The organism is Massilia aurea (assembly GCF_014200505.1).
Classification (GTDB): Bacteria; Pseudomonadota; Gammaproteobacteria; order Burkholderiales; family Burkholderiaceae_D; genus Telluria; species Telluria aurea_B.
In genome coordinates this window covers 52,579-75,418 of record NZ_JACHBX010000001.1, presented here as the reverse complement: position 1 = coordinate 75,418, position 22,840 = coordinate 52,579, and the positions used below count along the sequence as shown (strand labels likewise).

Sequence of the window (22,840 nt, the reverse complement as noted above, 5' to 3'; positions counted from 1 at the left end):
CTTCTTGCGTGCAGCTTAGAACTTGTAGTTGCCCGTCACGTACAGCTGACGACCGGTCGGCGATATTCTTCATGCCGGCGCGCAGGATGAGGTTATCGGTGAAGCTGTAGCGCATCACCGTCGAGATGCCTCCCTGCTCAGCCATGGTGTCGAGCGTGCGACGTCACGTTGACCAGGCGGGCCGACCCATCAGGCGTTCATATCCCGCAATGCGCTGCCGGTAAAAAAGAGCATCCATCCAATCTGCGCGACGTAAAAAAACCCGGAAGGCCTGCGCCTTACCGGGTTTTACGATCGACAAGAACCGGTTACTTGGCGTTCATCAGCGCAACGGTGGTGTCGAGCATGCGGTTCGAGAAGCCCCACTCGTTGTCATACCACGACGTCACTTTGACCAGGCGGCCCGACACTTTGGTCAGGGTCGCGTCGAAGTTCGACGAGGCCGGGTTGTGGTTGAAGTCGACCGACACCAGCGGCTCGGTCTGGTACGTCAGGATGCCGTTCAGCGCGCCATCGGCGGCCGTCTTCATGATCTGGTTGATTTCATCGACGGTGGTGTCGCGCTTGGCGATGAAGGTCAGGTCGACGATCGACACATTGATGGTCGGCACGCGGATCGCGAAGCCATCCAGCTTGCCGTTCAGTTCTGGCAGCACCAGGCCGACTGCAGCGGCAGCGCCGGTCTTGGTCGGGATCATCGACTGCGTGGCCGAGCGGGCACGGCGCAAGTCTTCGTGCATCACGTCGGTCAGCACCTGGTCGTTGGTGTACGAGTGCACGGTGGTCATCAGGCCGGTTTCCAGGCCGATGGCGTCATGCAGCGGCTTGACCAGCGGGGCCAGGCAGTTGGTGGTGCACGATGCGTTCGAGATGACGGTGTCCGAGCTTTTCAGCACGTCCTGGTTCACGCCGAACACGATGGTCGCATCGACATCCTTGCCGCCAGGGGCCGAGATGATGACTTTCTTGGCGCCACCCTTGATGTGGGCCGAAGCTTTTTCTTTGGTGGTGAAGAAGCCGGTGCACTCGAGCACGACATCGACGCCCAGCTCGCCCCATGGGATTTCCGCAGGATTGCGCTGTGCGAACACACGGATTGGATCGCCGTTCACGATCATGTTGTCGCCTTCGACCGTGACGGTGCCAGGGAACTTGCCGTGGGCGGTATCGTAGCGGGTCAGGTGGGCGTTCGACTCGGCATTGCCGAGGTCGTTGATCGCCACGATCTGGATGTCCTGTTTCTTGCCGCCTTCGTAGAATGCGCGCAGGATATTGCGGCCGATACGGCCATAACCATTGATTGCAACTTTGATCGTCATGCTTGGCTCCTAGTAGAAAAAAAACTTTTTCGTAACGAACATAGTAAAACGGACCATCCCTGCGGGACAGTCCGTTTTCTGGCGAATGCTTACGCTGCGATAACTTGTTTGGCCTTGGCAACCACGTTCTCGACGGTGAAGCCAAAGTGCTTGAACAGCACCGGCGCCGGCGCCGATTCACCGAAGGTGTCGATGCCGACCACGGCGCCTTCGAGGCCCACATACTTGTACCAGAAGGCGGTAATGCCGGCTTCGATGGCCACGCGCGGCGTGCCGCGGGTCAGCACGCTGGCCTTGTAGGCGGCGTTCTGGCGATCGAACACGTCGGTCGACGGCATCGAGACAACGCGCGCGGCGATGCCTTCAGCGGCCAGTGCGTCGAAGGCCTTCACGGCCAGCTCGACTTCCGAACCGGTGGCGATCAGGATGACTTTGGCGTCCGGCGTGTCGCGCAGCACATAGCCGCCCTTGGCGACGTCAGCGACCTGCTGGGTGTCGCGGGCCATGAACGGCAGGTTCTGGCGCGAGAAAATCAGCGTCGTCGGGCCATCCTTGCGCTGGACTGCTGCGCCCCATGCCACGGCCGATTCGACCGTGTCGCATGGACGCCAGTTGTCCAGGCCCGGGATCAAGCGCAGCGACGAGACGTGCTCGACCGACTGGTGCGTCGGACCGTCTTCGCCCAGGCCGATCGAATCGTGCGTGAAGACCGAGATCGAACGGATCTTCATCAGCGAGGCCATGCGCAGCGCGTTGCGGCTGTAGTCCGAGAAGGTCAGGAACGTTGCGCCGAACGGAATGAAGCCGCCATGCAGCGCCACGCCGTTCTGGATCGCGGCCATGCCGAATTCGCGCACGCCGTAGTTGATGTGATTGCCGGCGATGCCCGAGCGCACAGCAACCGATTCTTTCCAGTTGGTCAGGTTCGAACCGGTCAGGTCGGCCGAGCCGCCCAAAAATTCTGGCAGGCTCGCGGCCAGCGCCTGGATTGCATTTTGCGAGGCCTTGCGGGTGGCAATGGTTTCCTGCTTCTCGATGCAGCTGGCAATCGCGGCGTCCAGCGCCTTGGTGAATTCACCCGACAGCTCGCCCTTCATGCGGCGCTCGAATTCGCTCGCCAGCTCAGGGTGTGCGCCGCGATAGGCCGCGAACATCGTGTTCCATTCGCCTTCGACCTGGGCGCCGCGCTCTTTCGCGTCCCATGCTTCGTACAGTTCGGCAGGAATGTCGAACGGGATCGGATCCCAGACCAGGTGCTGGCGCACGGCGGCAATTTCCTTGTCGCCCAGTGGCGCGCCGTGGACCTTGTCGCCACCTTCCAGGTTCGGTGCGCCCTTGCCGATGATCGTCTTGCAGCAGATCAGCGTTGGACGATCCGACGTCTTGGCCTGCTCGATAGCGGCATCGATATCCTTGACGCTGTGACCGTCGACCTTCGGGATCACGTTCCAGCCATAGGCTTCAAAGCGCTTTTGCGTATCATCGGTGAACCAGCCTTCGACCTTGCCGTCGATGGAGATGCCGTTGTCGTCGTACAGCCAGATCAGCTTGTTGAGCTTGAGGGTGCCGGCCAGCGACGCCACTTCGTGCGAGATGCCTTCCATCAGGCAGCCGTCGCCCAGGAACGCATAGGTGTAGTGATCCACCACGTCGTAGCCTGGACGGTTGAATTCGTAGCCCAGCAGCCATTCAGCCAGCGCCATGCCGACCGAGTTGGCAATACCCTGGCCCAGCGGGCCGGTGGTGGTTTCCACGCCCGGGGTGATGCCCACTTCAGGGTGACCCGGCGTCTTGGAATGCATCTGGCGGAAGGCGCGCAGATCGCCCATCGTCAGGTCGTACCCTGCCAGGTGCAGCAGCGCGTAATGCAGCATCGAGCCATGGCCGTTCGACAGCAGGAAGCGGTCGCGGTTCATCCAGCCCGGATTGGCCGGATTATGACGGTAGTGCTTGTCCCACAGCGCAACGGCGATCTCGGCCATGCCCATTGGCATGCCCGGGTGGCCCGAGTTGGCTTGCTGAACAGCGTCCATCGCCAGCGCGCGGATCGCGTTGGCCATCAGGGTGGTGGTTTGCGTAGATTTCATGGAGATCGGGGATCAGGGATTGGAAAGCTGGTGGCCTGCGGCTGGCCGTAGCCCGTTATTTTACCAGACCGATGTAGCGAGGATTTAAAATGCAGCCCTGTCCACCGCGATTTCAGGAGTGCCATGCCGCGTTTTTATTGTCCTCAGCCACTTGTTAGCGGCAACACGATCGAGCTGCCGGAAGCGGTCGCGCATCACCTGCATGTGGTGCGCCTGCAGCCCGGGGCCGCGCTGACGCTGTTCAATGGCGAAGGCGGTCAATACCGCGCCACGCTGGTCGAGACCGGCAAGCGGCGCGCCACTGCCGTCATCGACGGGCACGACGCGATCGAGACCGAGGCGCCCTACCCGGTCACGCTGGCCCAGGGCTTGCCGGAAGGCTCGAAAATGGACTGGATCATCGAAAAGGCCGTTGAACTGGGCGTGGCCGCGATCCAGCCGCTGGCAGCGGCGCGCAGCGTCGTGCGCCTGTCCGGCGAGCGGCTCGAGAAACGCCAGTCACACTGGCATGGCGTCATTGTGGCCGCATCGGAGCAATGCGGGCGCAACCGGCTGGCGCAGTTGCACCCAATGGCGGAGGTGCAACCGTGGCTGGCGGCGGGCGCGGGCACGACTCGCATCCTGCTCAGTCCGCGCGCAACCGAATCGCTGGCCGGCTGGGCGCGCGCGAATGCGCCGCAGGCGGTCACGCTCTTGATCGGCCCTGAAGGCGGGCTCACGCCGCACGAAGAAGACGCGGCCGTTGCCGCCGGCGCGCTGTCGCTGTCGATGGGGCCGCGCGTGCTACGCACCGAGACGGCCGGTCTGGCCGCGCTCGCCGTGCTGGCGGGGGCCTGGGACGCCATCTAAGCGCAGAGAACATGAAAAAACCCCGCCGGCATCGCTGCCGGCGGGGTTTTTTTATACAGCGACAGGCTTAGAACGTGTAGTTCGCGCCCAGGCTGAAGAAGCGGCCCACTGCGCCTGGCTGGTGCAGCGAAGCGTTGTACGACGTTTGTGCACCGGCGTTGCCGTAGGTAGCGACGTCGTATGGTGCTTCCTTGTCGAACAGGTTCAGGATCGCGCCGCGGATCGTCAGGTTATCCGTGACCTTGTACGACAGGTTCAGGTTGGTAACGGTGAACGACGACACGTTGCAGTAGCCGATCGGCTGGACCAGACCCTGGAAGTAGGTACGGCCACCAACGTCGGCTGCAGTCGATGCGCAGTCGGTCGCGCCCAGTGCCGGGTCGAAGGTCGAGAAGCCGCTCGTGTAGTTCACGGTAGCGGTCACGTCCAGTGGGCCACGGTTATAGCCGAGGGTGAACTGTGCACGGTCTTTCGGGTTACCCGTTGCGCCGCCAACCGACGATGGACCTTGCGTGCCGGCCAGCTGGTACGAATCGCTGCCCAGTTCGGTCACATAGCCAAAGACGTGGGCTGCGCTCAGGTTCGCGCTGACAGTGCCCAGGTCGTTGGCGAGGCGCCAGCGGTAGCGGATGTCCGCTTCGATGCCGTGGGTTTCGGTGCTGCCGGCGTTGATGTAAGGCGACAGGCCGTACAGGATCGGACCAACCGCAGGGATGCCAGGCACCGTGTTGTTGCCCACGCCGGTGGCGATGTCGATCGTGTTGGCAGGACCGCGGACCCAGGTTGGCGTGAAGCTTGGATCGTTACCGGCTTGCGTGACGACCAGGTTCTTGATCTGGATCTTGTAGTAATCCAGGGTCATGTTCAGGCCGCGCATTGGCTCGACGATGATACCGGCCGTGAACGACTTCGACTTCTCTGGCTGCAGATCAGGATTGGTGGTCTGGACGTACGGTGGGCTGAACGAGCAAGCCGATGGCACGTTGCCGGCCGTGGTCTGGCTGCCATTGGCGCACAGGAGCGGATCGCGGATCGCGTTGAACGTGAAGAACGAACCGGCATTGCCGACTTCGGCCGGGTTCGGCGCGCGGAAACCGCGTGCGAACGTGCCGCGCAGACCGAACTGCTGGATCGGCGCCCACTTGAAGTTGGCCGACGGCGTGAACGAATTGCCGTAGGTGTCGTAGTGGTCATAACGACCGGACAGGCCAATTTCCAGGTTCTTGATCGGCGTGGCCTGCAGCTCGGCAAACACCGCGCTGTTGGTTTCGTCACCAATGGTGAACGCTGCCGTGTTGGCGACCGCGCCGTTGAGCGTCAGGCTCGATGGTGGCGCATTCTGCTTGCGCTCATGCCAGTGCACGCCAGCGGCGAAGGCCAGTGGGCCAGCGCCGAAATTCGACAGCAGTTCACGCGAGCCGATCAGGTCGGCGTAGTTCAGCGTCGATTCGATTTCGTTGCTGAAACGCGGCGAGACGGCATCCACGACGCCCGGCGCATTGTTGCCCAGCACATTGAAGGTGCCATTGCGCAGCAGGTTGTACAGGTTGGTACGGTTGACGTAGCCGCTGTAGTCCAGGTCGCTCTTGACGCGGGTGCCACCGATGGCAGCGTTCACGTCCCAGCCGTAGGCACTACCGACGAGGTCAGCCGCAAAGCGGGTCGCGGTGGTCTTGTTGTTGGTGGTCAGGGCGGCGCCAACATCCGGGATGTAGCCGTACAGGCGGGCAGCTGCGCCCAGTTGGTTGGTGATATTCGCGCCGACCGGTGCGCCAGCGGCGAAGGTCGTGTTCGGGATGGCGCCCACGCGCGATGTCAGCACGCCATTGACCAGGGTCGTGGTGCCGTTGAAGCTGGTCGGGCTGAATGCTGCCGGGGCCGCATTGCGGTTGTTGTTGCTTTCGCGCTGGAACATCGAGCCGTTGAAGCGCACTTCCCAGTCTTCGCTCAGCTTTTTCGTCATGCCGATCATCAGGTTGACGTTTTCGGTCTCTGGCTGGATGTTCGACAGTTCATCGCGCACCGAGCAGCCACCGGCGCGGTATTTGGTGAAGTTGCAGTTCGTCGGGTCGAGGAACTGGTAGTTGGCCGGGTTATTGACGTTGGTGACGCCAGCCGGGTTGTTCGGGTTCGACGCGTTGTACAGGAACGGGCTGCTGGCCGGGGTCAGGAAGTTGTTGATGTTGGTCGGCACGCCCAGGGTCAGGTCGTTACCACCACGTGCGCGCCAGTCGCGGTTTGCATAGCCGTACTGCTCGCGGTCGACGACCTTGATCGCGTTCTGCTTGCGGTATTCAGCCGTGATGAAGGCGTTGTAGCCGTCGTTGTCGAGGTCACCGATGCCGGTGCTGATCGAGGCGCGCTTGGTCTTGCCACCACCGTGCTGCGTGTCGCCCACTTCGGCCGACAGGCGGGTGCCGTTCAGGTTTTTCTTGAGCTTGATGTTGATGACGCCAGCGATCGCGTCCGAGCCGTACAGCGACGACGCGCCGCTTTTCAGGATCTCGATGCTCTCGATGGCATCGAACGGGATCGACGAGACGTCGACGAACGAGCGCTGGGAGTCATCCGACAATGGATACGGGGCCATGCGGTGGCCGTCGATCAGCACCAGGGTCGCGCCCACGGTCAGGCCACGCAGCGAGATGCCCGATGCGCCGTTGGCGAACGCGCCGGCAAAGCCAGTGCCCAGGGTACCGGCGCCGTTGGCGGCCAGGTCGGTCAGCAGCTCGGCAACCGAGGTCTTGCCGCTCTTCTGGATGTCGGCTGCAGTCAGCACCTGCACCGGGGTCGGCGTCTCGGTGTTGGTGCGGCTGATCAGCGAACCCGTCACGACCACGCGCTGCGCGGCTGGTTCGGTGCCGCCCTGCTGGGCTTGGGCAAACGCCGGCGCTGCGCAGGTCAGGGCGCCGCTGGCAATTGCGCAAGCAATCGCGAAAGGCATCGACTTCAGTTTCAACATCATGGGTAATTCTCCTCGTACTTTCTTATCGGTGATTGCGCACAAGAATGCTCAGTGCCTGTTCTGCAGGCCCGTGCCTGCCGGTCGCCTGGGCCGGCAAAGCATCGGATCAACGCATTGAGCCGGAACAGGTGGACCACTGATCGCATTCTGGACGGCAGTATTTTTCATGCATACGTCTGACTGGGGACGATCAGCCTAAATAAGTGCTTGGATGAAACCAAACGTTATTCAAGTGGAGCTATAAAAACATGGCGTCAAGAATAGTGTCAACCGAGCACCAATAATGCAGAGTGTGAAATACAACACTTTATTTTTTTGAAAGTCGGGAAAGTGCGATGGTGGTGCGCCGCAATATCAAACTGGTGCAATGCCCTGAACCCGCATTCAAAAGCTAAACGCACGCAACGTCTCGTATTGACGATCTTTTTATCATCAAAATTTTTTTAGAACGGGGCAAGTCAAGGTGGTGTTGCGCTGTGCCAGTCACGATTTTTATTTCGATGCACCATTATCGAGCGTGAAACTAAAAGTTGGGTAAATACAACACAATGTCTTTGAGCAACCCAATAAAAAACCGCCCCGAAGGGCGGTTTGGCTTTTATTCTGACAACGACTGGATCAGAACTTGCGGTCGTACATCAGCGAGAAACGGGCGTAACGCGGTGCGGTCAGCGACAGCGGCGTCTGGTACAGGCTGCTGACGTTGGCTGCATTGTTGTAGGCCTCCGTCACGCTGGCAACCGACTGGCTGTTGAAGACGTTGAACACGTCGACACGGAACTGCAGGCCCTTGATGAAGTTAGGCTTGTAAGCCACGTTCATGTCCCAACGGTGCGTCCATGGCAGGCTGCCGACCGAGCCACGTGGGGTCAGCACGTTCTGCGAACGGGTCAGGCCACCGCAATAGAAGGTCTGGTTGGCATAGTTCGGCGAATCGCCCGGATTGGCGGCGCTGCCGATGCAGCTGCGTGGACGGCCCGAAGCGATCAGCGCATTACCACCAACAGTGATCTCGTCGTTGAACTGATAGAAGCCGAATGCCTTGACCTGGTGCTTGCGGTGATTCGGCAGGTAGCCATAGGCGCCTTCCATCAGCTCAGGGTAATCCCACGACGACGTAACGGCGACGTCAGCCTGGCCGTTATCCGAACGCACCTGGCCTTCGGTATTGCCCTTGTTGCGCGACCACACATAGCTCATCTTGCCGTACCAGCCATTGCGGAACGGGTGCTCGAGGAATGCTTCGACCGAGCTATAAGTGCGCTTTGGCTTGTCGAAGCCCATGTCCGCCGCAGTCAGGCTGACAGGTGTCAGCTTCGATACATCGCCGGAGAAGTCGACCAGGAACTCATTGTCTTCACCCGGATTGAAGGTCTGGCAGCTGTTGCCAAACAGCGGGTTGGTGATCGCGATGCCATTGGCTGCGGCAAAACGTTCGAATGGACGCACATCGCAGAAATCGTCGATCGTGGACTGCAGCTTGCGATGAATCGCTTTCGCGCCGAAGTTCAGCGATGGCGACCAGGCTTTCTCGAAGCCGAAGGTCACTTCGTCCTGATAGGTCGGCTCCATATTGCGCGCAGCCAGGGTATCGACGACTTTGTCCTGACCATATTCGTTATTGCCCGACAGAGGCTGGCTCAGCTGCGTCAGACCGGTTGGCGCGCCGTTCGCGTCGGTACCGGTGTAGGTGTAGTACTGCGACGTGAAGGTCGAGCGGCCAGCGCCACGCACCGAGATGTGGGTCGGGATCGGCACCGAGTAGCGGCCCAGGGTCGCGTACACCTTGAAGCTCGAATCACCGTTGACGTCCCACACGGCGGCCAGGCGTGGCTGGTACTGGTTCTTCATTTCCAGGAAGGTGGTCTTCGAGTCGTTCTGGTTCTTGAACGATTCGTTACGCACACCCAGCGTCAGTAGCAGGTTCGGGGTTGCCTGGAAACGGTCTTCCAGATACCACGCGCTCTGCTCACCGAACGAGTTGGTGACGGTCGAGAACTGGTCGCGGGTCACGTAATAGCCCTGGTTGCCCAACGGGCTGCCGGTGCTGGCCGGTGCAGGAACGCGCACGCCGCCCTCGCCCGGGATGGCCGCGCCCGGCACGCTGGCGCGGTAGTAGGTCCACCGGCCGCCACCGGCGAGGAAGTCGCCTGCTGCTACCGACTCGACCTTGGTCTGGTCGAAGCCGCCGCGCAGCGTGTGGGCGCCGAGGCGCCATTCGACGTCGAAACGACCCGAATCGACGATGTCTTCCGAGCCCGGGGCCAGGATGTTGCCGCTGATGTTTTGCGGGTTGGCGTAGCTGAGGCCAGGCGCGCGTGCATCGACCGTTGACGAAATCTGGAACAGGTCCGGGTTGTAACCGGTGAAATAGTTTTCGTGCGGCGACTTCGCGCGGCCATACAGGGCGGTGACAGTCAGGTCGTCGGTCAGGTTGCCGACGTAGCGCAGGGTGTTGATCTTGGCGCCGTTGTTGTCGACGTTGATGCGCCGCGCGCTCGAGTTGACGACACCGCTGCGGGTGCGGGTCGCGTAGTTGAAGCCGCTGTCCGAATTGTTCACTTCAGGCGTGTCGCCCAGCGTCGTGAATTCCAGGCGGTGATTGTCGGTAATGTTCCAGTCGATCTTGGCCATGTAGCGCTCGATCTTGGTGTCACGCTCGCGCCAGCCGACGGCGGCATTGTTGGTGGCGATGCGGAAGCCGTTGACGAGGCCTTCTTCAGTCTCGGTTTTCTCGGCCGATGCGAAGAAGAACAGCTTGTCCTTGATGATCGGGCCGCCTACATAGGCGCCATACACCTTCTGGTCGCGCGTATTTTCGGCGCGCGCCAGGCGCAGCGTACCGTCGGTATTGACGTTGTTTGGCGTGCCGGTATTGCGGTAGTAGATATCTTTCGGCGTGGCGCGCAGCGATTTCGGTTCCCAGGTCACGATGCCGCCCGCTTCCCAGGTGTTGGTACCGCCCTTGGTGACGATGTTGACGACGCCGCCGATCGAGCGGCCGAATTCGGAACCGAAGCCACCGGTCAGCACTTGCGCTTCGGCGATCGCGCCGAATGGCAGCTGGGCAGCGCCCAGGCCGGTCAGCGGGTTGGTGACAGGGAAACCGTTGATGTAGTACGAGTTCTCGGACGCTGCGCCGCCACCGAACGATGCGCCGCCGGCAAAGCGCGAGTCGGCGGTGGTGGTGTTTGGCGCCAGCTGAATGATGGCTTCGACGGTGCGGCCGATCGGCAACGTTGCCAGTTCGCGGGCATTGAAGGTGGCGCTGCTGCCGGCGCTGCTGGTGTCGATGGTGGCGCGGGTACCGGTCACCTGGACGACTTGCGGGCCGCCGGCCGGTGCGGCAGCGGCGAAGATGGCTTCGCCGTTGCGGCCAATGCCGGTCTCGACGTTGACCGAGCCGATGACGGCGCCGTCACGCAACTGGGACACGCGGTACGTGCCACTCGGCAGCGAGCTGGCAACGAAACGACCCTGTGCATCCGGCGTCAGGGTGCGGCGGATACCGATGTCGGTGTTCTCGATGAGAATCTGCACATTGCTGCCCGGTGCGACGGTGCCGAAGACACTACCCGATGCATTCGACTGCGCCATTGCCGGCGACATTGCAGCCATGCCAATCACTGCGCCACCAAAGGCCAGACTCAGTGCGTGAACCAATACAGTTTTCTTCAACATGTGATTTGCTTTCTCTTTTTTGCCGGACCGCTCATGGCAGTCCTGTTGTTGGTCGCACCAGCACCGATCGCGGTAGCGCCCCTCCCTGTACACCTGCATCGCCGCGCAGGTACGTTCATGCCATTTTTTCCTCGAAAAGGAAATGAACGCTCATCTACGTTCATGCATAGTGCATTGTGGCGTCAACAACTTTTTGTGCATATACGTATGCATTTCGTTATTTTCGTTCGCACAACGTTGTCGGTGTGAGACAGCGCGCAGGCATGGTGCATTCATTCACCAAAACAGCTCTGAAAACTCCCTGCTGCAGTGCACTTTTGCGCCACCCGAGGCACGTTATTTTTTATGAATTTCGGCGCTTGAACGTTGCGACAGTTCCACAAAGTTCGTTGTAATTTGGCACGTTTTAAACCAAAACCAGGGCTTCGAAGTGAGAATGTCAAAAGATCACAAACCCTATGTATTTACATGTTTTAGACTGTTTGTTTTTTTATCCCGCATACCGGCTGGTGCCTGTACGGCAGGGTAAAATAACGGCTTTTGCCGCTCTCATTTTGTTGCCTCACTAGCAACCACTCCCATGCTGCGTATTAACGAACTCAAACTCCCCCTGAACCACCCGGACGCCGCCCTGCGCGACGCCATCCTGGCCCGCCTTGGCATCGCTGACGCCGAGCTGCTCGACTTTGCCGTCTACAAGCGCAGCTACGATGCGCGCAAGAAATCCGCCATCGTCCTGATCTATTCGATCGACGCGACCGTTGCCGACGACAAGGCCGTGCTGGCAAAGCTGCGCGACCCGCACGTCATGCCCGCCCCCGACGTCGAGTACAAGTTCGTCAACGCCGCTAAACCGGCCCCCGGCACCCCGCGCCCGGTCGTGGTCGGCACCGGGCCGTGCGGGCTGTTTGTTGCGCTGATCCTGGCGCAGATGGGCCTGAACCCGATCGTGCTCGAGCGCGGCAAGGTCGTGCGCGAGCGCACCGTCGACACCTTCGGCTTCTGGCGCAAGCGCAAGCTCGATACCGAGTCGAACGTGCAGTTCGGCGAAGGCGGCGCCGGCACCTTCTCGGACGGCAAGCTCTACAGCCAGATCAAGGACAGCAACCACCACGGTCGCAAGGTGCTCACCGAGTTCGTCAAGTTCGGCGCGCCCGAAGAGATCATGTACGTCAGCAAGCCGCACATCGGCACCTTCCGCCTCGTCAAGATGGTCGAGCAGATGCGCGCCGAGATCATCAACCTGGGCGGCGAAATGCGCTTCGACACGCGCATGCAGGATGTCCTGATCGAAGAAACCGGCGGCGTGCGCCAGGTGGTCGGCGTGCGCCTGGCCAGCGGCGAAGAAATCCCGACCCGTCACCTGACGATCGCCATCGGCCACAGCGCGCGCGACACCTTCGAGATGCTGTACGAACGCGGCGTGTACATCGAAGCCAAGCCGTTCTCGATCGGCTTCCGGGTCGAGCACCCGCAGTCGCTGATCGACGTCTGCCGCTTCGGCCCGAACGCCGGCAACAAACTGCTGGGCGCAGCCGACTACAAGATCGTGCACCACGCGTCCAACGGCCGCTCGGTCTACAGCTTCTGCATGTGCCCGGGCGGCACCGTGGTGGCCGCATCGAGCGAAGAAGGCCGCGTCGTCACCAACGGCATGAGCCAGTATTCGCGCAACGAGCGCAACGCCAACAGCGCCATCGTGGTCGGCATCACGCCCGAGGATTTCCCGGGCCATCCGCTGGCCGGCATCGCGTTCCAGCGCGAACTCGAATCGCGCGCGTTCGTGCTGGGCGGCTCGACCTACGACGCACCGGGCCAGCTGATGGGCGACTTCGTGGCCGGTCGGCCGTCCACGTCGCTCGGTTCGGTCACGCCGTCGTTCCTGCCGGCCGTGCACCTGACCGACCTGGCCACGTCGCTGCCCGACTACGCCATCGTCGCGATGCGCGAAGCGTTTGTCGCCTTCGACAAGCAGATCAAGGGCTACTACAAGGAAGACGCGGTGCTGACGGGCGTGGAGACACGCACCTCGTCGCCGATCCGCATCCGGCGCAACAACGACGACCTGCAAAGCCTGAACACGCGCGGCCTGTTCCCGGCTGGCGAAGGCGCCGGTTACGCGGGCGGCATCATGTCGGCGGCCGTCGACGGCATTCGCGTGGCCGAAGCGGTGGCACTGGCCATGGCGCCACGTTGAACGCGGCGGGCCGGCATGCGGCATGGGGCCCGGGTCTGGCGATCCTGGCCTCGATGGTGTCGGTCAACGCGGGCGCGGCCTGGGCCAAGGGGTTGTTTCCAGCCGTGGGCAGCGAAGGCGTCACCGCGCTGCGCGTGGGCCTGGCGGCGCTGATCCTGCTGGCCATCGTGCGGCCATGGCGCTTTGGCCGCCCGGCGCGCGCCGATGTGGGCAACCTGCTCGTGTACGGCCTGATGCTGGGCGCGATGAACCTGTGCATCTACCGCGCGTTCGAGCGCATCCCGCTGGGGATCGCGGTGGCGATCGAGGTCACGGGGCCGCTGGCAGTCGTGGTCCTGTCGTCGCGTCATGCGCGCGATTTTGTGTGGGTGGTGTGCGCGGGATTCGGCCTGTGGCTGCTGCTGCCGGTGGCCGGCGCGACGCAGCTCGACCCGGCCGGCATCGCGTATGCGCTGGCGGCTGCGTTCTGCTGGGCGATGTACATCGTGTTCGGCAAGCGCGTCTCGACCCTGAACAGTGGCCAGGCCGTGGCCTGGGGCTTGCTGGCGGCGAGCGTGTTCGCGGTGCCGTTCGGCGTGGCGCATGCGGGCATGGCGCTGTTCACGCCGGCCATGCTGGCGGGCGGCGTGGCGGTGGCGCTGCTGTCGTCCGCCCTGCCCTACTCGCTCGAGATGATGGCACTGCGGCGCCTGCCGCAGCGGGTATTCGGCATCCTGGTCAGCAGCGGACCGGCCATCGCAGCGCTGGCCGGCTTCATCTGGCTCGGAGAGCGCCTGACCAGCCTGCAGTGGCTGGCGATCGTGCTCGTCATCGTGGCCTCGGGCGGCGCCGCCGCCACGGCCGGAAAATCACGGGCCCAGGAGTAGCGTGGCATGCCACCGTACCTTGAACGCGTGGACGGCTTAGCCGCCCACCCTACGCCTGCAGTGGGTGGCGTCAGGCAGCGCTGCCGCCACGGCCGGAAAAACCACTAGCCCAAGAATTAACGTAGGGTGGGCGGGTCCCCCGCCCACGCGGCGATGGTTGGCCGCCAGATCATCCGGAACGACAGCGGCACCGGTCACGATCACCGCGTGGACGGCATAGCCGCCCACCCTACGAGCGCTGTTACAGCCACCCCACCCGCTTGAACTTGCGATACAGGTAGCCGCACACGCAGATCATCGTCAGCATCGCGAACGGGTAGCCATACTTCCATTTCAGCTCGGGCATGAATTCGAAGTTCATGCCCCACACGCCGGCGAACGCGGTAAACACCGCGAAGATCGCCGCGTACGACGCCAGCTTCTTGCTCACTTCGTTTTCTTCGATCGCCACCATCGACAGCGTCACCTGGATCGCGGTATTGATCGTGTCGCGCACCGCGTCCAGGCGGCCGGCGATGCGGTGCAGGTGGTCGTGCACGTCGCGGAAGTATTCCTGGGTCTCGTCCACCACGGCCGGCACGCGCCCGCCGTACAGGCGTCCCAGCGCGTCCATCAGCGGCACCACGGCGTGGCGCAGCGTCTGCGCCTTGCGCTTCAGGTCATACAGGCGCTCGACATTGTCGCGCTGCTTGCCCTGCATGGAAAAGATGTGGTCTTCGATCGATTCGAGCTCGGATTCGAGCGTGTCGACCACGGGGAAATAACGGTCGACGACGGCGTCGACCAGCGCATACAGCACGAAGCCCGCGCCTTTCCTGAGCTGGTGCGGTTCACGCTCGGCGCGCGCCCGCACGCCGAGAAAGCCCTGGTTGGCATCACGCCGCACCGACAGCACGTAATTGGGCCCGGCAAATACGGACAACTGGCCGACCGACATCTCCTCGCCCACCAGTTCGACGATCTGCACGACGACGAACAGCGAGTCGCCATATTCTTCGAGCTTGGGCCTTTGGTGACCGCGCAGCGCGTCTTCCACCGCCAGTTCGTGCAGACCGAATTCTTCCTGCATCAGGGCGATGTCGGCGGCGTCCGGGTCGCGCAGTGCGACCCAGACAAAGGTGTCATCGAGCTTGATGTATTCGCTGATATCCTCGACCGGGATATCGGACAGCTTCTTGCCTTCCTGGTAGGCGACGCAATTGATCAGCATTGAGTAGAAAATGAAACGGGCGCAGCGCGCCGATGCAGGACTTTACACCAACGCCCTGCCATCTAAAAGCTTACTCTTCGCGCGCACCGTCGATGCCCAGCTCCACGATCTTGCGCGTGATGGTGTTGCGCCCGATCCCGAGCCGCATGGCCGCGTCGTTCTTGCGCCCGTGCGTGTGCTTGAGCGCCGTACGGATCAGGGCCGATTCGAACTGGCGTCCCAGGATATCCATCACGTCCATCTGCCCTGCGCTGAGCATGCCGGCCGCCTGCAGTTCGAGCAGCCCCAGCCAGCCTTCGGGCGACTGCGCGCCGGCGGTCTGCAGCACGACGCCACCGCCGGATGCCATTGGCTGCGCACCGGCGCTGACGATGCCGTCGGACAGCGGCACCACGTTCGGCACGCTGCTGCCCGTCAGCGGCGCCGAGCCTTGGGTCAGGTCGCGCGGCAGATCCTTGACCTCCACGGTCTGGCCCGGGGCCATCACGGTGATCCAGTTGCACAGGTTTTCCAGCTGGCGCACATTGCCCGGCAGCTCGAGGCCCGACAGGAAGCGCATTGCCTGCTCGCTCATGCGCTTGGGCTCCACCCCCAATTGGTGCGCACTTTGCACCAGGAAGTGGCGCGTAAGAACAGGAATGTCTTCGTTGCGTTCGCGCAGCGACGGCAGGCGCAGGCGGATCACGTTCAGGCGGTGGTACAAGTCTTCGCGGAACAAACCGTCGCGCACGCGTTGCTCGAGGTTCTGGTGGGTGGCGGCAATCACGCGCACATTGGCCTTGACCGGCTGGTGGCCGCCCACGCGGTAGAAGTGACCATCGGACAGCACGCGCAGCAGGCGCGTCTGCAGGTCGAACGGCATGTCGCCGATTTCGTCGAGGAACAGCGTGCCGTCCTCGGCCTGCTCGAAGCGGCCGCGCCGCATCGCCTGCGCACCCGTGAACGCGCCGCGCTCGTGGCCGAACAGTTCGGATTCGAGCAGGTCCTTCGGGATCGCCGCCGTGTTCAATGCGATGAACGGTTGCTGCGCGCGCGGGCTGTGCTTGTGCAGCGCACGTGCCACGAGCTCCTTGCCGGTGCCCGATTCGCCCGTGATCAGCACCGTGACGTTCGACTGCGACAGGCGGCCGATGGCGCGAAACACCTCTTGCATCGCCGGCGCGTGGCCGAGGATCTCGGGGGTTTCGGCCGGCGGGGCTTCGACGCTCGCTTCGCGCAGGCTCTCTTCCAGCGCGCGCCGGATCAGCGAGACGGCCTTGTCGATATCGAATGGCTTGGCCAGGTAATCAAAGGCGCCGCCCTGGAACGAGGACACCGCCGAATCGAGGTCCGAGAACGCGGTGATGATGATGACCGGCAGGCCCGGATGGCGTTCCTTGACGGCTTGCAGCAGGTCGATGCCGGATTCGCCCGGCATGCGGATATCCGACACCAGCACTTGCGGCGTGTCGGTTTCAAAGGCGGTCATGGCTTCGCGCGCATTGGCGAAACTGCGGGTCTCCAGACTTTCGCGTGCCAGGGCCTTTTCGAGGACCCAGCGAATCGATGCGTCGTCGTCGACAATCCAGATTGGTTTCATGGTTTCGTGCTTCCCGCAACATGGATTCAATAAAGGACTGGCCGGTGCGGTCCGCTTTCTCCCGCTTATGGCAGGGGCAGCAGGATCCTGAAATCCGTCAGTCCAGGCCGGCTTTCGCACTCGATCACACCCAGGTGTTGCTGCACAAACGTTTGCGCCAGCGTCAGCCCGAGGCCACTCCCGCCGTCACGCCCGGATACGAGCGGATAGAAAATGCGGTCGCGGATATCGGGCGCGATGCCCGGTCCATTGTCGATGATATGCAAGTCTAATGCCAGCCCGTAGCGGACCTTGGCCAGCGTGACCTGGCGCGCCACGCGGGTGCGCAAAACGATCTCGGCGTCGCCCTGCGCAATGCGCCCGGCGACGGCCTGCGCGGCGTTGTGGGCGATGTTCAGCACCACCTGGATCAGCTGCTCCATATCGCCGCGAAACTCGGGAATCGATGCATCGTAATCGCGCCGGATCGACAGCCCCTGCGGGAATTCGGCCAGGATCAGGCTGCGCACGCGCTCGCACACTTCGTGGATATTGACGTCGCCGACGATGTGCGGCTTGCGGTGCGGCGCCAGCAGGCGGTCGACCAGCGTCTGCAGGCGGTCGGCTTCCTTGATGATCACCTGCGTGTATTCCTGCAGCTCCAGAAGGTGGTGTGGCGGCAGCTCGAGTTCGAGCAGCTGCGCTGCGCCGCGGATGCCGCCCAGAGGGTTCTTGATCTCGTGCGCCAGGTTGCGGATCAGCTCCTTGTTGGCCTGGCTCTGGTCCATCAGGCGCTCTTCGCGGTCGAGCTTTAGCTGCTGGACGTTCTCGCGCAGCTCGATCAGCGCCGTGCCGTCGCCCAGCGCGCTGACGATGCTGTTGACATGCAGCGGTTCGCGCCCGCTCCTCTGCAGCGTCAGGTCCTGGCGCAGGTCGGCGTACTGGTGCACCAGCGCCTGCGTGATCAACACGCCAATCTCGGCGCCATTGGTAAACAGTTCGGGCAGGCGATGGCGCTGCAGCGACTTGAACGACAGCTCCATCAGGTTTTCGGCGGCGGCGTTGGCATACACCACTTCGCCATCGGGCCCGGTCATCATCACGGCCGAGGCCAGCAAGTCCAGGCCGGCATAACGGGCCGGGTTGCCCGGGTCGTACACGGGTGGGGCCATCGGAGGTAGGGTCATCTGATATTGCCGATCTCGCGCCGTAGCGCTTCGATATTGCGTTCGCTGCGGTTGATTTCGTCGCGCATGGACGCCACGCGCTCCTGGTATTTGGCGTAGTTGCGCTCGTTGCCCTGACGCTCCGGCTCGCCGTTGTTGAAGACGCGCTTGAGGTCGGTGAGCTTGCGTTCTTCCAGGCGCAGTTCATCGCCCAGGATCTCGCGCCGCTCGTCGTCGCGGGCGCGCTGCAGCACATTGTCCACGCGCGGGAAGTTCGACTGGGCCGCGCTCGGGGCCGCCGTCGGGGCGGAATTCGACGCGGATGACCCGCCCCCACCGCCCGCCGAGCGCGGTGCAGGAATCGGGGCCGAGGCTGCCGGCGGCGCGCTGTAGCCGGTGTCGATCAGCTGGCACTTGCCGACCTTGGTGTCGGTGTACAGCGGCCGGCCATTGGCATCGGTACAACGGTAGATTTGCGCCTGCGCACTGGCGCACAGCAGCACCGAGGCAAACACGGCGGTAAAAACGGCCACACTGGCCTGAAACACACTATTTGTCATTCCCATCCCGGTTGGTCGCAAGGGCACGCTATTGTAGATGCGCCCGACTATACCCCAAGGAATATAAACCCCAAGCAACAAAAAACGCGGGGAAAGCATGGCTTTCCCCGCGTTTGTTCTACCCGCCAGGCTGGCGCGATGCCCATCCGCGCCAGCCTGGATGGACCGATTACGACGAGTAGTACATGTCGAATTCGGCTGGGTGCGGGGTCATGCGCATGCGCTGGACTTCCTGCATCTTCAGGTCGATGTAGGCATCGATCATGCTGTCGCTGAACACGCCGCCACGGGTCAGGAACTCGCGGTCTTCGTTCAGTGCGTCCAGTGCTTCTTCCAGCGATGCGCACACCGTCGGGATCAGCTTGTCTTCTTCAGGCGGCAGATGGTACAGGTCTTTCGTTGCCGCTTCGCCCGGGTGGATCTTGTTCTGGATACCATCCAGACCGGCCATCATCAGTGCTGCGAAGCACAGGTAGACGTTGGCCAGTGGATCCGGGAAACGCGTCTCGATGCGGCGGCCTTTCGGGTTCGCCACGTGCGGGATGCGGATCGAGGCCGAACGGTTACGGGCCGAATACGCCAGCTTGACCGGGGCTTCGAAGCCTGGCACCAGGCGCTTGTACGAGTTGGTGCCTGGATTGGTGATCGCGTTCAGGGCGCGGGCGTGCTTGATGATGCCGCCGATGTAGAACAGCGCCGTGTCCGACAGACCTGCATAGCCGTCGCCTGCGAACAGGTTCTTGCCGTCTTTCCAGATCGACTGGTGCACGTGCATGCCCGAACCGTTGTCGCCAGCCATCGGCTTTGGCATGAAGGTCGCGGTCTTGCCGTAGCTGTGGGCCACGTTCCAGATCACGTATTTCATGTTCTGGGTCCAGTCGGCGCGCTCGATCAGCGTCGAGAACTTGGTGCCGATTTCATTCTGGCCGGCGCCGGCGACTTCGTGGTGGTGCACTTCGACCGGGATGCCCATCGATTCGAGGATCAGGCACATTTCCGAGCGCATGTCCTGGAACGAGTCGACTGGTGGCACTGGGAAATAGCCGCCCTTCACGCCTGGACGGTGACCGCTGTTGCCGCCTTCAAATTCCTTGTCGGTCGACCACGATGCTTCTTCGGAATCGATCTTGACGAAGCAACCCGACATGTCCAGCTTCCAGCGCACGGCGTCGAAGATGAAGAACTCTGGCTCTGGGCCGAAGTAGGCGGTGTCGCCGATGCCCGACGATTTCAGGTAGGCTTCAGCGCGCTTGGCGATCGAGCGCGGATCGCGGTCGTAGCCCTTTCCGTCCGATGGCTCGACGACGTCGCACTGCATGAACAGCGTGGTCTCTTCCATGAACGGGTCGATATTGGCCGTGTTTGCATCCGGGATCAGGAGCATGTCCGACGCTTCAATACCTTTCCAGCCGGCGATCGACGAACCGTCGAAGGCGTGGCCGGATTCGAATTTGTCCAGGTCGAAGTGCGACACCGGGACCGTGACGTGTTGTTCCTTGCCGCGGGTATCGGCGAAGCGTAAATCAACGAATTTGACTTCGTTGTCTTTGACCATTTGCATTACATCTGCGGCGGACTTTGCCATTCGGAATCTCCTAATTGAAAAAAGGATGTCGGTCTATGCGAACCGACAACTTGCATCATGATGAAGCACGAAATGTGCCAACTGGGTGTCAACGACGATGCCAACTTCAGTGCATGAGGCTATGCGCAAATCGTTCTTGGGCAATGGGTTAGTTTACCCATAAAATCGCCTCGACCGGGGGCGTATGGCAAGATTTACCTGTACGCCAATTTGCACCACTAACGAGCAATTCTACGTGCTTGCACCAATTCAGCGCACTTGGTTGCGCTCCAGGATGGTGCATTGATGATGACGAACGACGAATGGACCTACCCGACATGACCAAAGAACAGATTCTCACGGCGGCGCGCCAGCGTGGCGCTGACCAGCCCTATGCTGGTGCAGTCACGCCTCAGGAAGCGTTCGACCTGCTCCAGAGCGGCCCGGACGTCAAGCTGGTCGATGTGCGCACCAACGCCGAACGCGACTGGGTCGGCCGCGTCGCGATCGGCCAGGCGCAGCATCTGGCGGTGCAGTGGGCCACCTATCCGGGCGGCGCGCCCAATCCCGACTTCGGCGCCCAGCTCGAACAGGTGGCGGACAAGGACGACGTGCTGCTGTTCCTGTGCCGCTCGGGCGTGCGCTCGCGCCACAGCGCGCGTGTCGCGACCGAGCTGGGCTATGCAAACGCCTTCGACATCCTGGAAGGGTTCGAAGGCGATCGCGACGGCGACGGGCACCGCAAGACGATCGGCGGCTGGTGCACGGCCGGCCTGCCGTGGGTTGGCGCCTGAGCTTTTAGCTAACCCGGGTTCGGCAGCACCATCAGCTCCAGCCCGGACGCCGTGCCTGGCGCGTGGTACACGCGCTGGGTCGCCTTCTTGAAGTCGCTTGGCTGCGCGTCGGGAATGCGCATGAACGTTTGCGGATTCAGGTCGATCAGCGGGAACCACGAACTCTGCACCTGCACCATGATCCGGTGACCGCGCCGGAAGGTGTGGTTCACCTGGCCCAGTTCGTACTTGATTGGCTCGACCTTGCCCGGCACGAATGGTTCGGGCTTTTCATAGCTGTTGCGGAACTTGCCGCGCAGCGGATTGCCACGCACCAGTTGCTGGAAGCCACCCAGGCTCACCGCGGGCGGGCCGACATCGCCGCCCCGCTCCCCTGCCGGGCTCGGGAAGCTGGCCGGGTAGACATCGATCAGCTTGACGACCCAGTCGGCGTCGGTGCCGCTCGTGGACACGAACAGCTTGGGCGTGACCGGCCCGGCAACCGTCACATCCTCTTCCAGCACGGCGCTCTGGTACACCAGCACGTCGGGCCGCGTGGCGGCAAAGCGCTGGTCCGACACCATGTATTCGCGCGGCACGCCCAGCGCCGGGTAGCCGATGTACGGCACCGGGCGCGCCGGGTCGGCCACGTATTCATCGAAGCCGGCGCCCGTGGTCGTGGTCGTGGTCGCGGTCGGCTGCTGCCAGCGCAGCGCGCCATTGGCGCCGAAGTACAGCGTGCGCGCCTTTGCCGGTTTCGGTGGCCAGGCGTCGTACTGGCGCCAGACATTCGACCCCGTCTCGAACACGGTCACCGGCGCCAGCGTGGTGCCCGGCTTGACGCCCTTCAGGTGCTGCTCGAAGAACGGGAACTGGACCTCGCGCCGGAACCATTCGCTTGTTTTCGCGTCGAACTTGACGTGACCAAGCCGGGCGCCGTCGCCGCGCGCCCAGCCACCGTGCACCCACGGGCCCACCACAAGCGCATGGTTGCCGCCCTTGTTCTGCGCTTCCAGCGCGCGGTGCACGATGAACGGGCCGGCGGCGTCTTCCGCATCAAACCAGCCGCCCACCGTCAGCACGGCCGCCTTGACGTTCTTGATGTGCGGGCCGATGGCGCGCTCTTTCCAGAAGCTGTCATACGTGTCGTGCTCGATGTTCGGCATGAACAGCTCGCGCTGCGTGTCGGTCATCGTGGCGGCGATATTCGCCAGCGTGCGGTGCTTGAGAAAATAATCATAGCCGTCTGCCACGCCGTAATCGAATTCGCTGCCGGTTTTCGGCAGCGGGGTCGGGTTGGGCGCCGCCGTGAAGGCCGCATAAAAGTCGAAGTTGGCGGCCAGCTTGAAGGCGCCGCCGTGGTACGAATCATCGCCCATGTACAGGTCGGCAATCGGCGCCTGGGGCGAAGCGGCCTTGATCGCCGGGTGCGAATCGATGACGCTGGCAGCGGCGTAGAAGCCCGGGTAGCTGATGCCCCAGATGCCGACCTTGCCATTGTTGTTGGGGATGTTCTTGAGTAGCCAGGCCACCGTGTCGTACATATCGTCGCTCTCGCGGCCCTCCCCCTTGGCGGGTGTCGCCTTGCCGTGCGGCGTCATTTCCTGCCAGACGCCTTCGGACATATAGCGGCCCCGCACATCCTGGCTCACGAAGATGTAGCCGGCTTCTTCAAATTCGCGCGATGGGCCCAGCGACTCGGGCAGCCAGTCCACGCCGTAGCGCAGTTCGCCTTCGGCGCGCACGCCGGCGCTGTACGGGGTGCGCTGCATCAGGAACGGGTAACTGCGCGTGCTGTCCTTCGGCACGTAGACGACCGTGAACAGCTGCACGCCGTCACGCATCGGGATCCGGTATTCGTACTTGGTATAGGCTTCGCGCGTCGGGCGCTTGCTGTCTTTGGCGCTGTCCGCGGCAATCGCGGCAGACGGGCTGGCCAGGCCAGCGGCAAGGCAGAAGCCGAAAACAAGGGCGGGAAGCATGCGGCGGATCATGACGGCCTTCGAAGAGATGACTGGGGACGCCAGTGTAATGGGATTCCCCGG

Annotated in this window: 14 protein-coding genes; 4 read left to right on the top strand and 10 right to left on the bottom strand. The window is 62.7% G+C overall.

The features are described from left to right. Positions 1–308: 308 nt before the first annotated feature. Both gap and tkt read right to left on the bottom strand, forming a co-directional pair. Positions 309–1,319 (bottom strand): type I glyceraldehyde-3-phosphate dehydrogenase, encoded by a 1,011-nt coding sequence (gene gap, locus HD842_RS00305; RefSeq protein ID WP_183549416.1) that lies wholly within the window; start codon positions 1,317–1,319, stop codon positions 309–311. A gap of 89 nt (positions 1,320–1,408) precedes the next feature. Next, the gene (gene tkt / locus HD842_RS00300; protein ID WP_183549413.1) at positions 1,409–3,406 is read right to left on the bottom strand and encodes a transketolase; all 1,998 of its coding nucleotides are present in this window, start codon (positions 3,404–3,406) and stop codon (positions 1,409–1,411) included. Positions 3,407–3,529: 123 nt separating this feature from the next. On the opposite strand from tkt, the gene HD842_RS00295 reads away from it, so the two are divergent. Continuing rightward, complete coding sequence (locus tag HD842_RS00295; RefSeq protein ID WP_183549409.1) at positions 3,530–4,255, top strand: 16S rRNA (uracil(1498)-N(3))-methyltransferase; 726 nt, start codon at positions 3,530–3,532, stop codon at positions 4,253–4,255. 67 nt (positions 4,256–4,322) lie between these two features. Here HD842_RS00295 and HD842_RS00290 read toward each other — a convergent pair whose 3' ends face one another. After that, on the bottom strand, positions 4,323–7,220 hold the full coding sequence (locus tag HD842_RS00290; RefSeq protein WP_229424526.1) for a TonB-dependent receptor: 2,898 nt from the start codon (positions 7,218–7,220) through the stop codon (positions 4,323–4,325). Positions 7,221–7,838: 618 nt separating this feature from the next. Further along, the gene (locus tag HD842_RS00285; RefSeq protein ID WP_183549406.1) at positions 7,839–10,901 is read right to left on the bottom strand and encodes a TonB-dependent receptor; all 3,063 of its coding nucleotides are present in this window, start codon (positions 10,899–10,901) and stop codon (positions 7,839–7,841) included. Positions 10,902–11,481: 580 nt separating this feature from the next. On the opposite strand from HD842_RS00285, the gene HD842_RS00280 reads away from it, so the two are divergent. Together HD842_RS00280 and HD842_RS00275 are read left to right on the top strand one after the other, a co-directional pair. After that, positions 11,482–13,098 carry an NAD(P)/FAD-dependent oxidoreductase gene (locus HD842_RS00280; RefSeq protein WP_183549403.1) on the top strand — a complete coding sequence of 539 codons (1,617 nt, stop codon included), beginning with the start codon at positions 11,482–11,484 and terminating at the stop codon, positions 13,096–13,098. Positions 13,099–13,151: 53 nt separating this feature from the next. Continuing rightward, positions 13,152–13,964, top strand: a complete 813-nt coding sequence (locus HD842_RS00275) for an EamA family transporter (RefSeq protein ID WP_183553423.1) — start codon at positions 13,152–13,154, stop codon at positions 13,962–13,964. 241 nt (positions 13,965–14,205) lie between these two features. Here HD842_RS00275 and corA read toward each other — a convergent pair whose 3' ends face one another. The 5 genes from corA to glnA all read right to left on the bottom strand — a co-directional run bounded on the left by corA (position 14,206) and on the right by glnA (position 20,043). Further along, positions 14,206–15,174, bottom strand: a complete 969-nt coding sequence (corA, locus tag HD842_RS00270) for a magnesium/cobalt transporter CorA (RefSeq protein ID WP_183549401.1) — start codon at positions 15,172–15,174, stop codon at positions 14,206–14,208. Positions 15,175–15,244: 70 nt separating this feature from the next. Continuing rightward, the gene (gene ntrC / locus HD842_RS00265) at positions 15,245–16,753 is read right to left on the bottom strand and encodes a nitrogen regulation protein NR(I) (protein ID WP_183549398.1); all 1,509 of its coding nucleotides are present in this window, start codon (positions 16,751–16,753) and stop codon (positions 15,245–15,247) included. Positions 16,754–16,818: 65 nt separating this feature from the next. Further along, positions 16,819–17,904, bottom strand: coding sequence for a nitrogen regulation protein NR(II) (glnL, locus tag HD842_RS00260; RefSeq protein ID WP_229424525.1), 1,086 nt, complete (start codon positions 17,902–17,904; stop codon positions 16,819–16,821). 11 nt (positions 17,905–17,915) lie between these two features. Further along, positions 17,916–18,458 carry a DUF4124 domain-containing protein gene (locus HD842_RS00255; RefSeq protein WP_183549394.1) on the bottom strand — a complete coding sequence of 181 codons (543 nt, stop codon included), beginning with the start codon at positions 18,456–18,458 and terminating at the stop codon, positions 17,916–17,918. Positions 18,459–18,627: 169 nt separating this feature from the next. After that, positions 18,628–20,043: a type I glutamate--ammonia ligase gene (glnA, locus tag HD842_RS00250; protein ID WP_183549392.1), complete on the bottom strand. Its 1,416-nt coding sequence runs from the start codon at positions 20,041–20,043 to the stop codon at positions 18,628–18,630. A 317-nt stretch (positions 20,044–20,360) separates the two neighbouring features. Here glnA and HD842_RS00245 point away from each other — a divergent pair, with 317 nt between their 5' ends. Beyond that, positions 20,361–20,816 (top strand): rhodanese-like domain-containing protein, encoded by a 456-nt coding sequence (locus HD842_RS00245; RefSeq protein ID WP_183549390.1) that lies wholly within the window; start codon positions 20,361–20,363, stop codon positions 20,814–20,816. An 8-nt stretch (positions 20,817–20,824) separates the two neighbouring features. Here HD842_RS00245 and HD842_RS00240 read toward each other — a convergent pair whose 3' ends face one another. After that, the gene (locus tag HD842_RS00240) at positions 20,825–22,777 is read right to left on the bottom strand and encodes a CocE/NonD family hydrolase (RefSeq protein WP_229424524.1); all 1,953 of its coding nucleotides are present in this window, start codon (positions 22,775–22,777) and stop codon (positions 20,825–20,827) included. Positions 22,778–22,840: the final 63 nt, after the last annotated feature.

Bases quoted from the DNA above. Each gene is read 5' to 3' on its own strand.
- gap (WP_183549416.1), bottom strand. From the start codon at position 1,319: ATGACGATCAAAGTTGCAATCAATGGTTATGGCCGTATCGGCCGCAAT.
- HD842_RS00275 (WP_183553423.1), top strand. From the start codon at position 13,152: ATGGTGTCGGTCAACGCGGGCGCGGCCTGGGCCAAGGGGTTGTTTCCA.
- HD842_RS00245 (WP_183549390.1), top strand. From the start codon at position 20,361: ATGACCAAAGAACAGATTCTCACGGCGGCGCGCCAGCGTGGCGCTGAC.
- corA (WP_183549401.1), bottom strand. From the start codon at position 15,174: ATGCTGATCAATTGCGTCGCCTACCAGGAAGGCAAGAAGCTGTCCGAT.
- HD842_RS00240 (WP_229424524.1), bottom strand. From the start codon at position 22,777: ATGCTTCCCGCCCTTGTTTTCGGCTTCTGCCTTGCCGCTGGCCTGGCC.
- HD842_RS00295 (WP_183549409.1), top strand. From the start codon at position 3,530: ATGCCGCGTTTTTATTGTCCTCAGCCACTTGTTAGCGGCAACACGATC.
- HD842_RS00285 (WP_183549406.1), bottom strand. From the start codon at position 10,901: ATGTTGAAGAAAACTGTATTGGTTCACGCACTGAGTCTGGCCTTTGGT.
- HD842_RS00280 (WP_183549403.1), top strand. From the start codon at position 11,482: ATGCTGCGTATTAACGAACTCAAACTCCCCCTGAACCACCCGGACGCC.
- ntrC (WP_183549398.1), bottom strand. From the start codon at position 16,753: ATGAAACCAATCTGGATTGTCGACGACGACGCATCGATTCGCTGGGTC.
- glnA (WP_183549392.1), bottom strand. From the start codon at position 20,043: ATGGCAAAGTCCGCCGCAGATGTAATGCAAATGGTCAAAGACAACGAA.
- HD842_RS00255 (WP_183549394.1), bottom strand. From the start codon at position 18,458: ATGACAAATAGTGTGTTTCAGGCCAGTGTGGCCGTTTTTACCGCCGTG.
- HD842_RS00290 (WP_229424526.1), bottom strand. From the start codon at position 7,220: ATGATGTTGAAACTGAAGTCGATGCCTTTCGCGATTGCTTGCGCAATT.
- glnL (WP_229424525.1), bottom strand. From the start codon at position 17,904: ATGGCCCCACCCGTGTACGACCCGGGCAACCCGGCCCGTTATGCCGGC.
- tkt (WP_183549413.1), bottom strand. From the start codon at position 3,406: ATGAAATCTACGCAAACCACCACCCTGATGGCCAACGCGATCCGCGCG.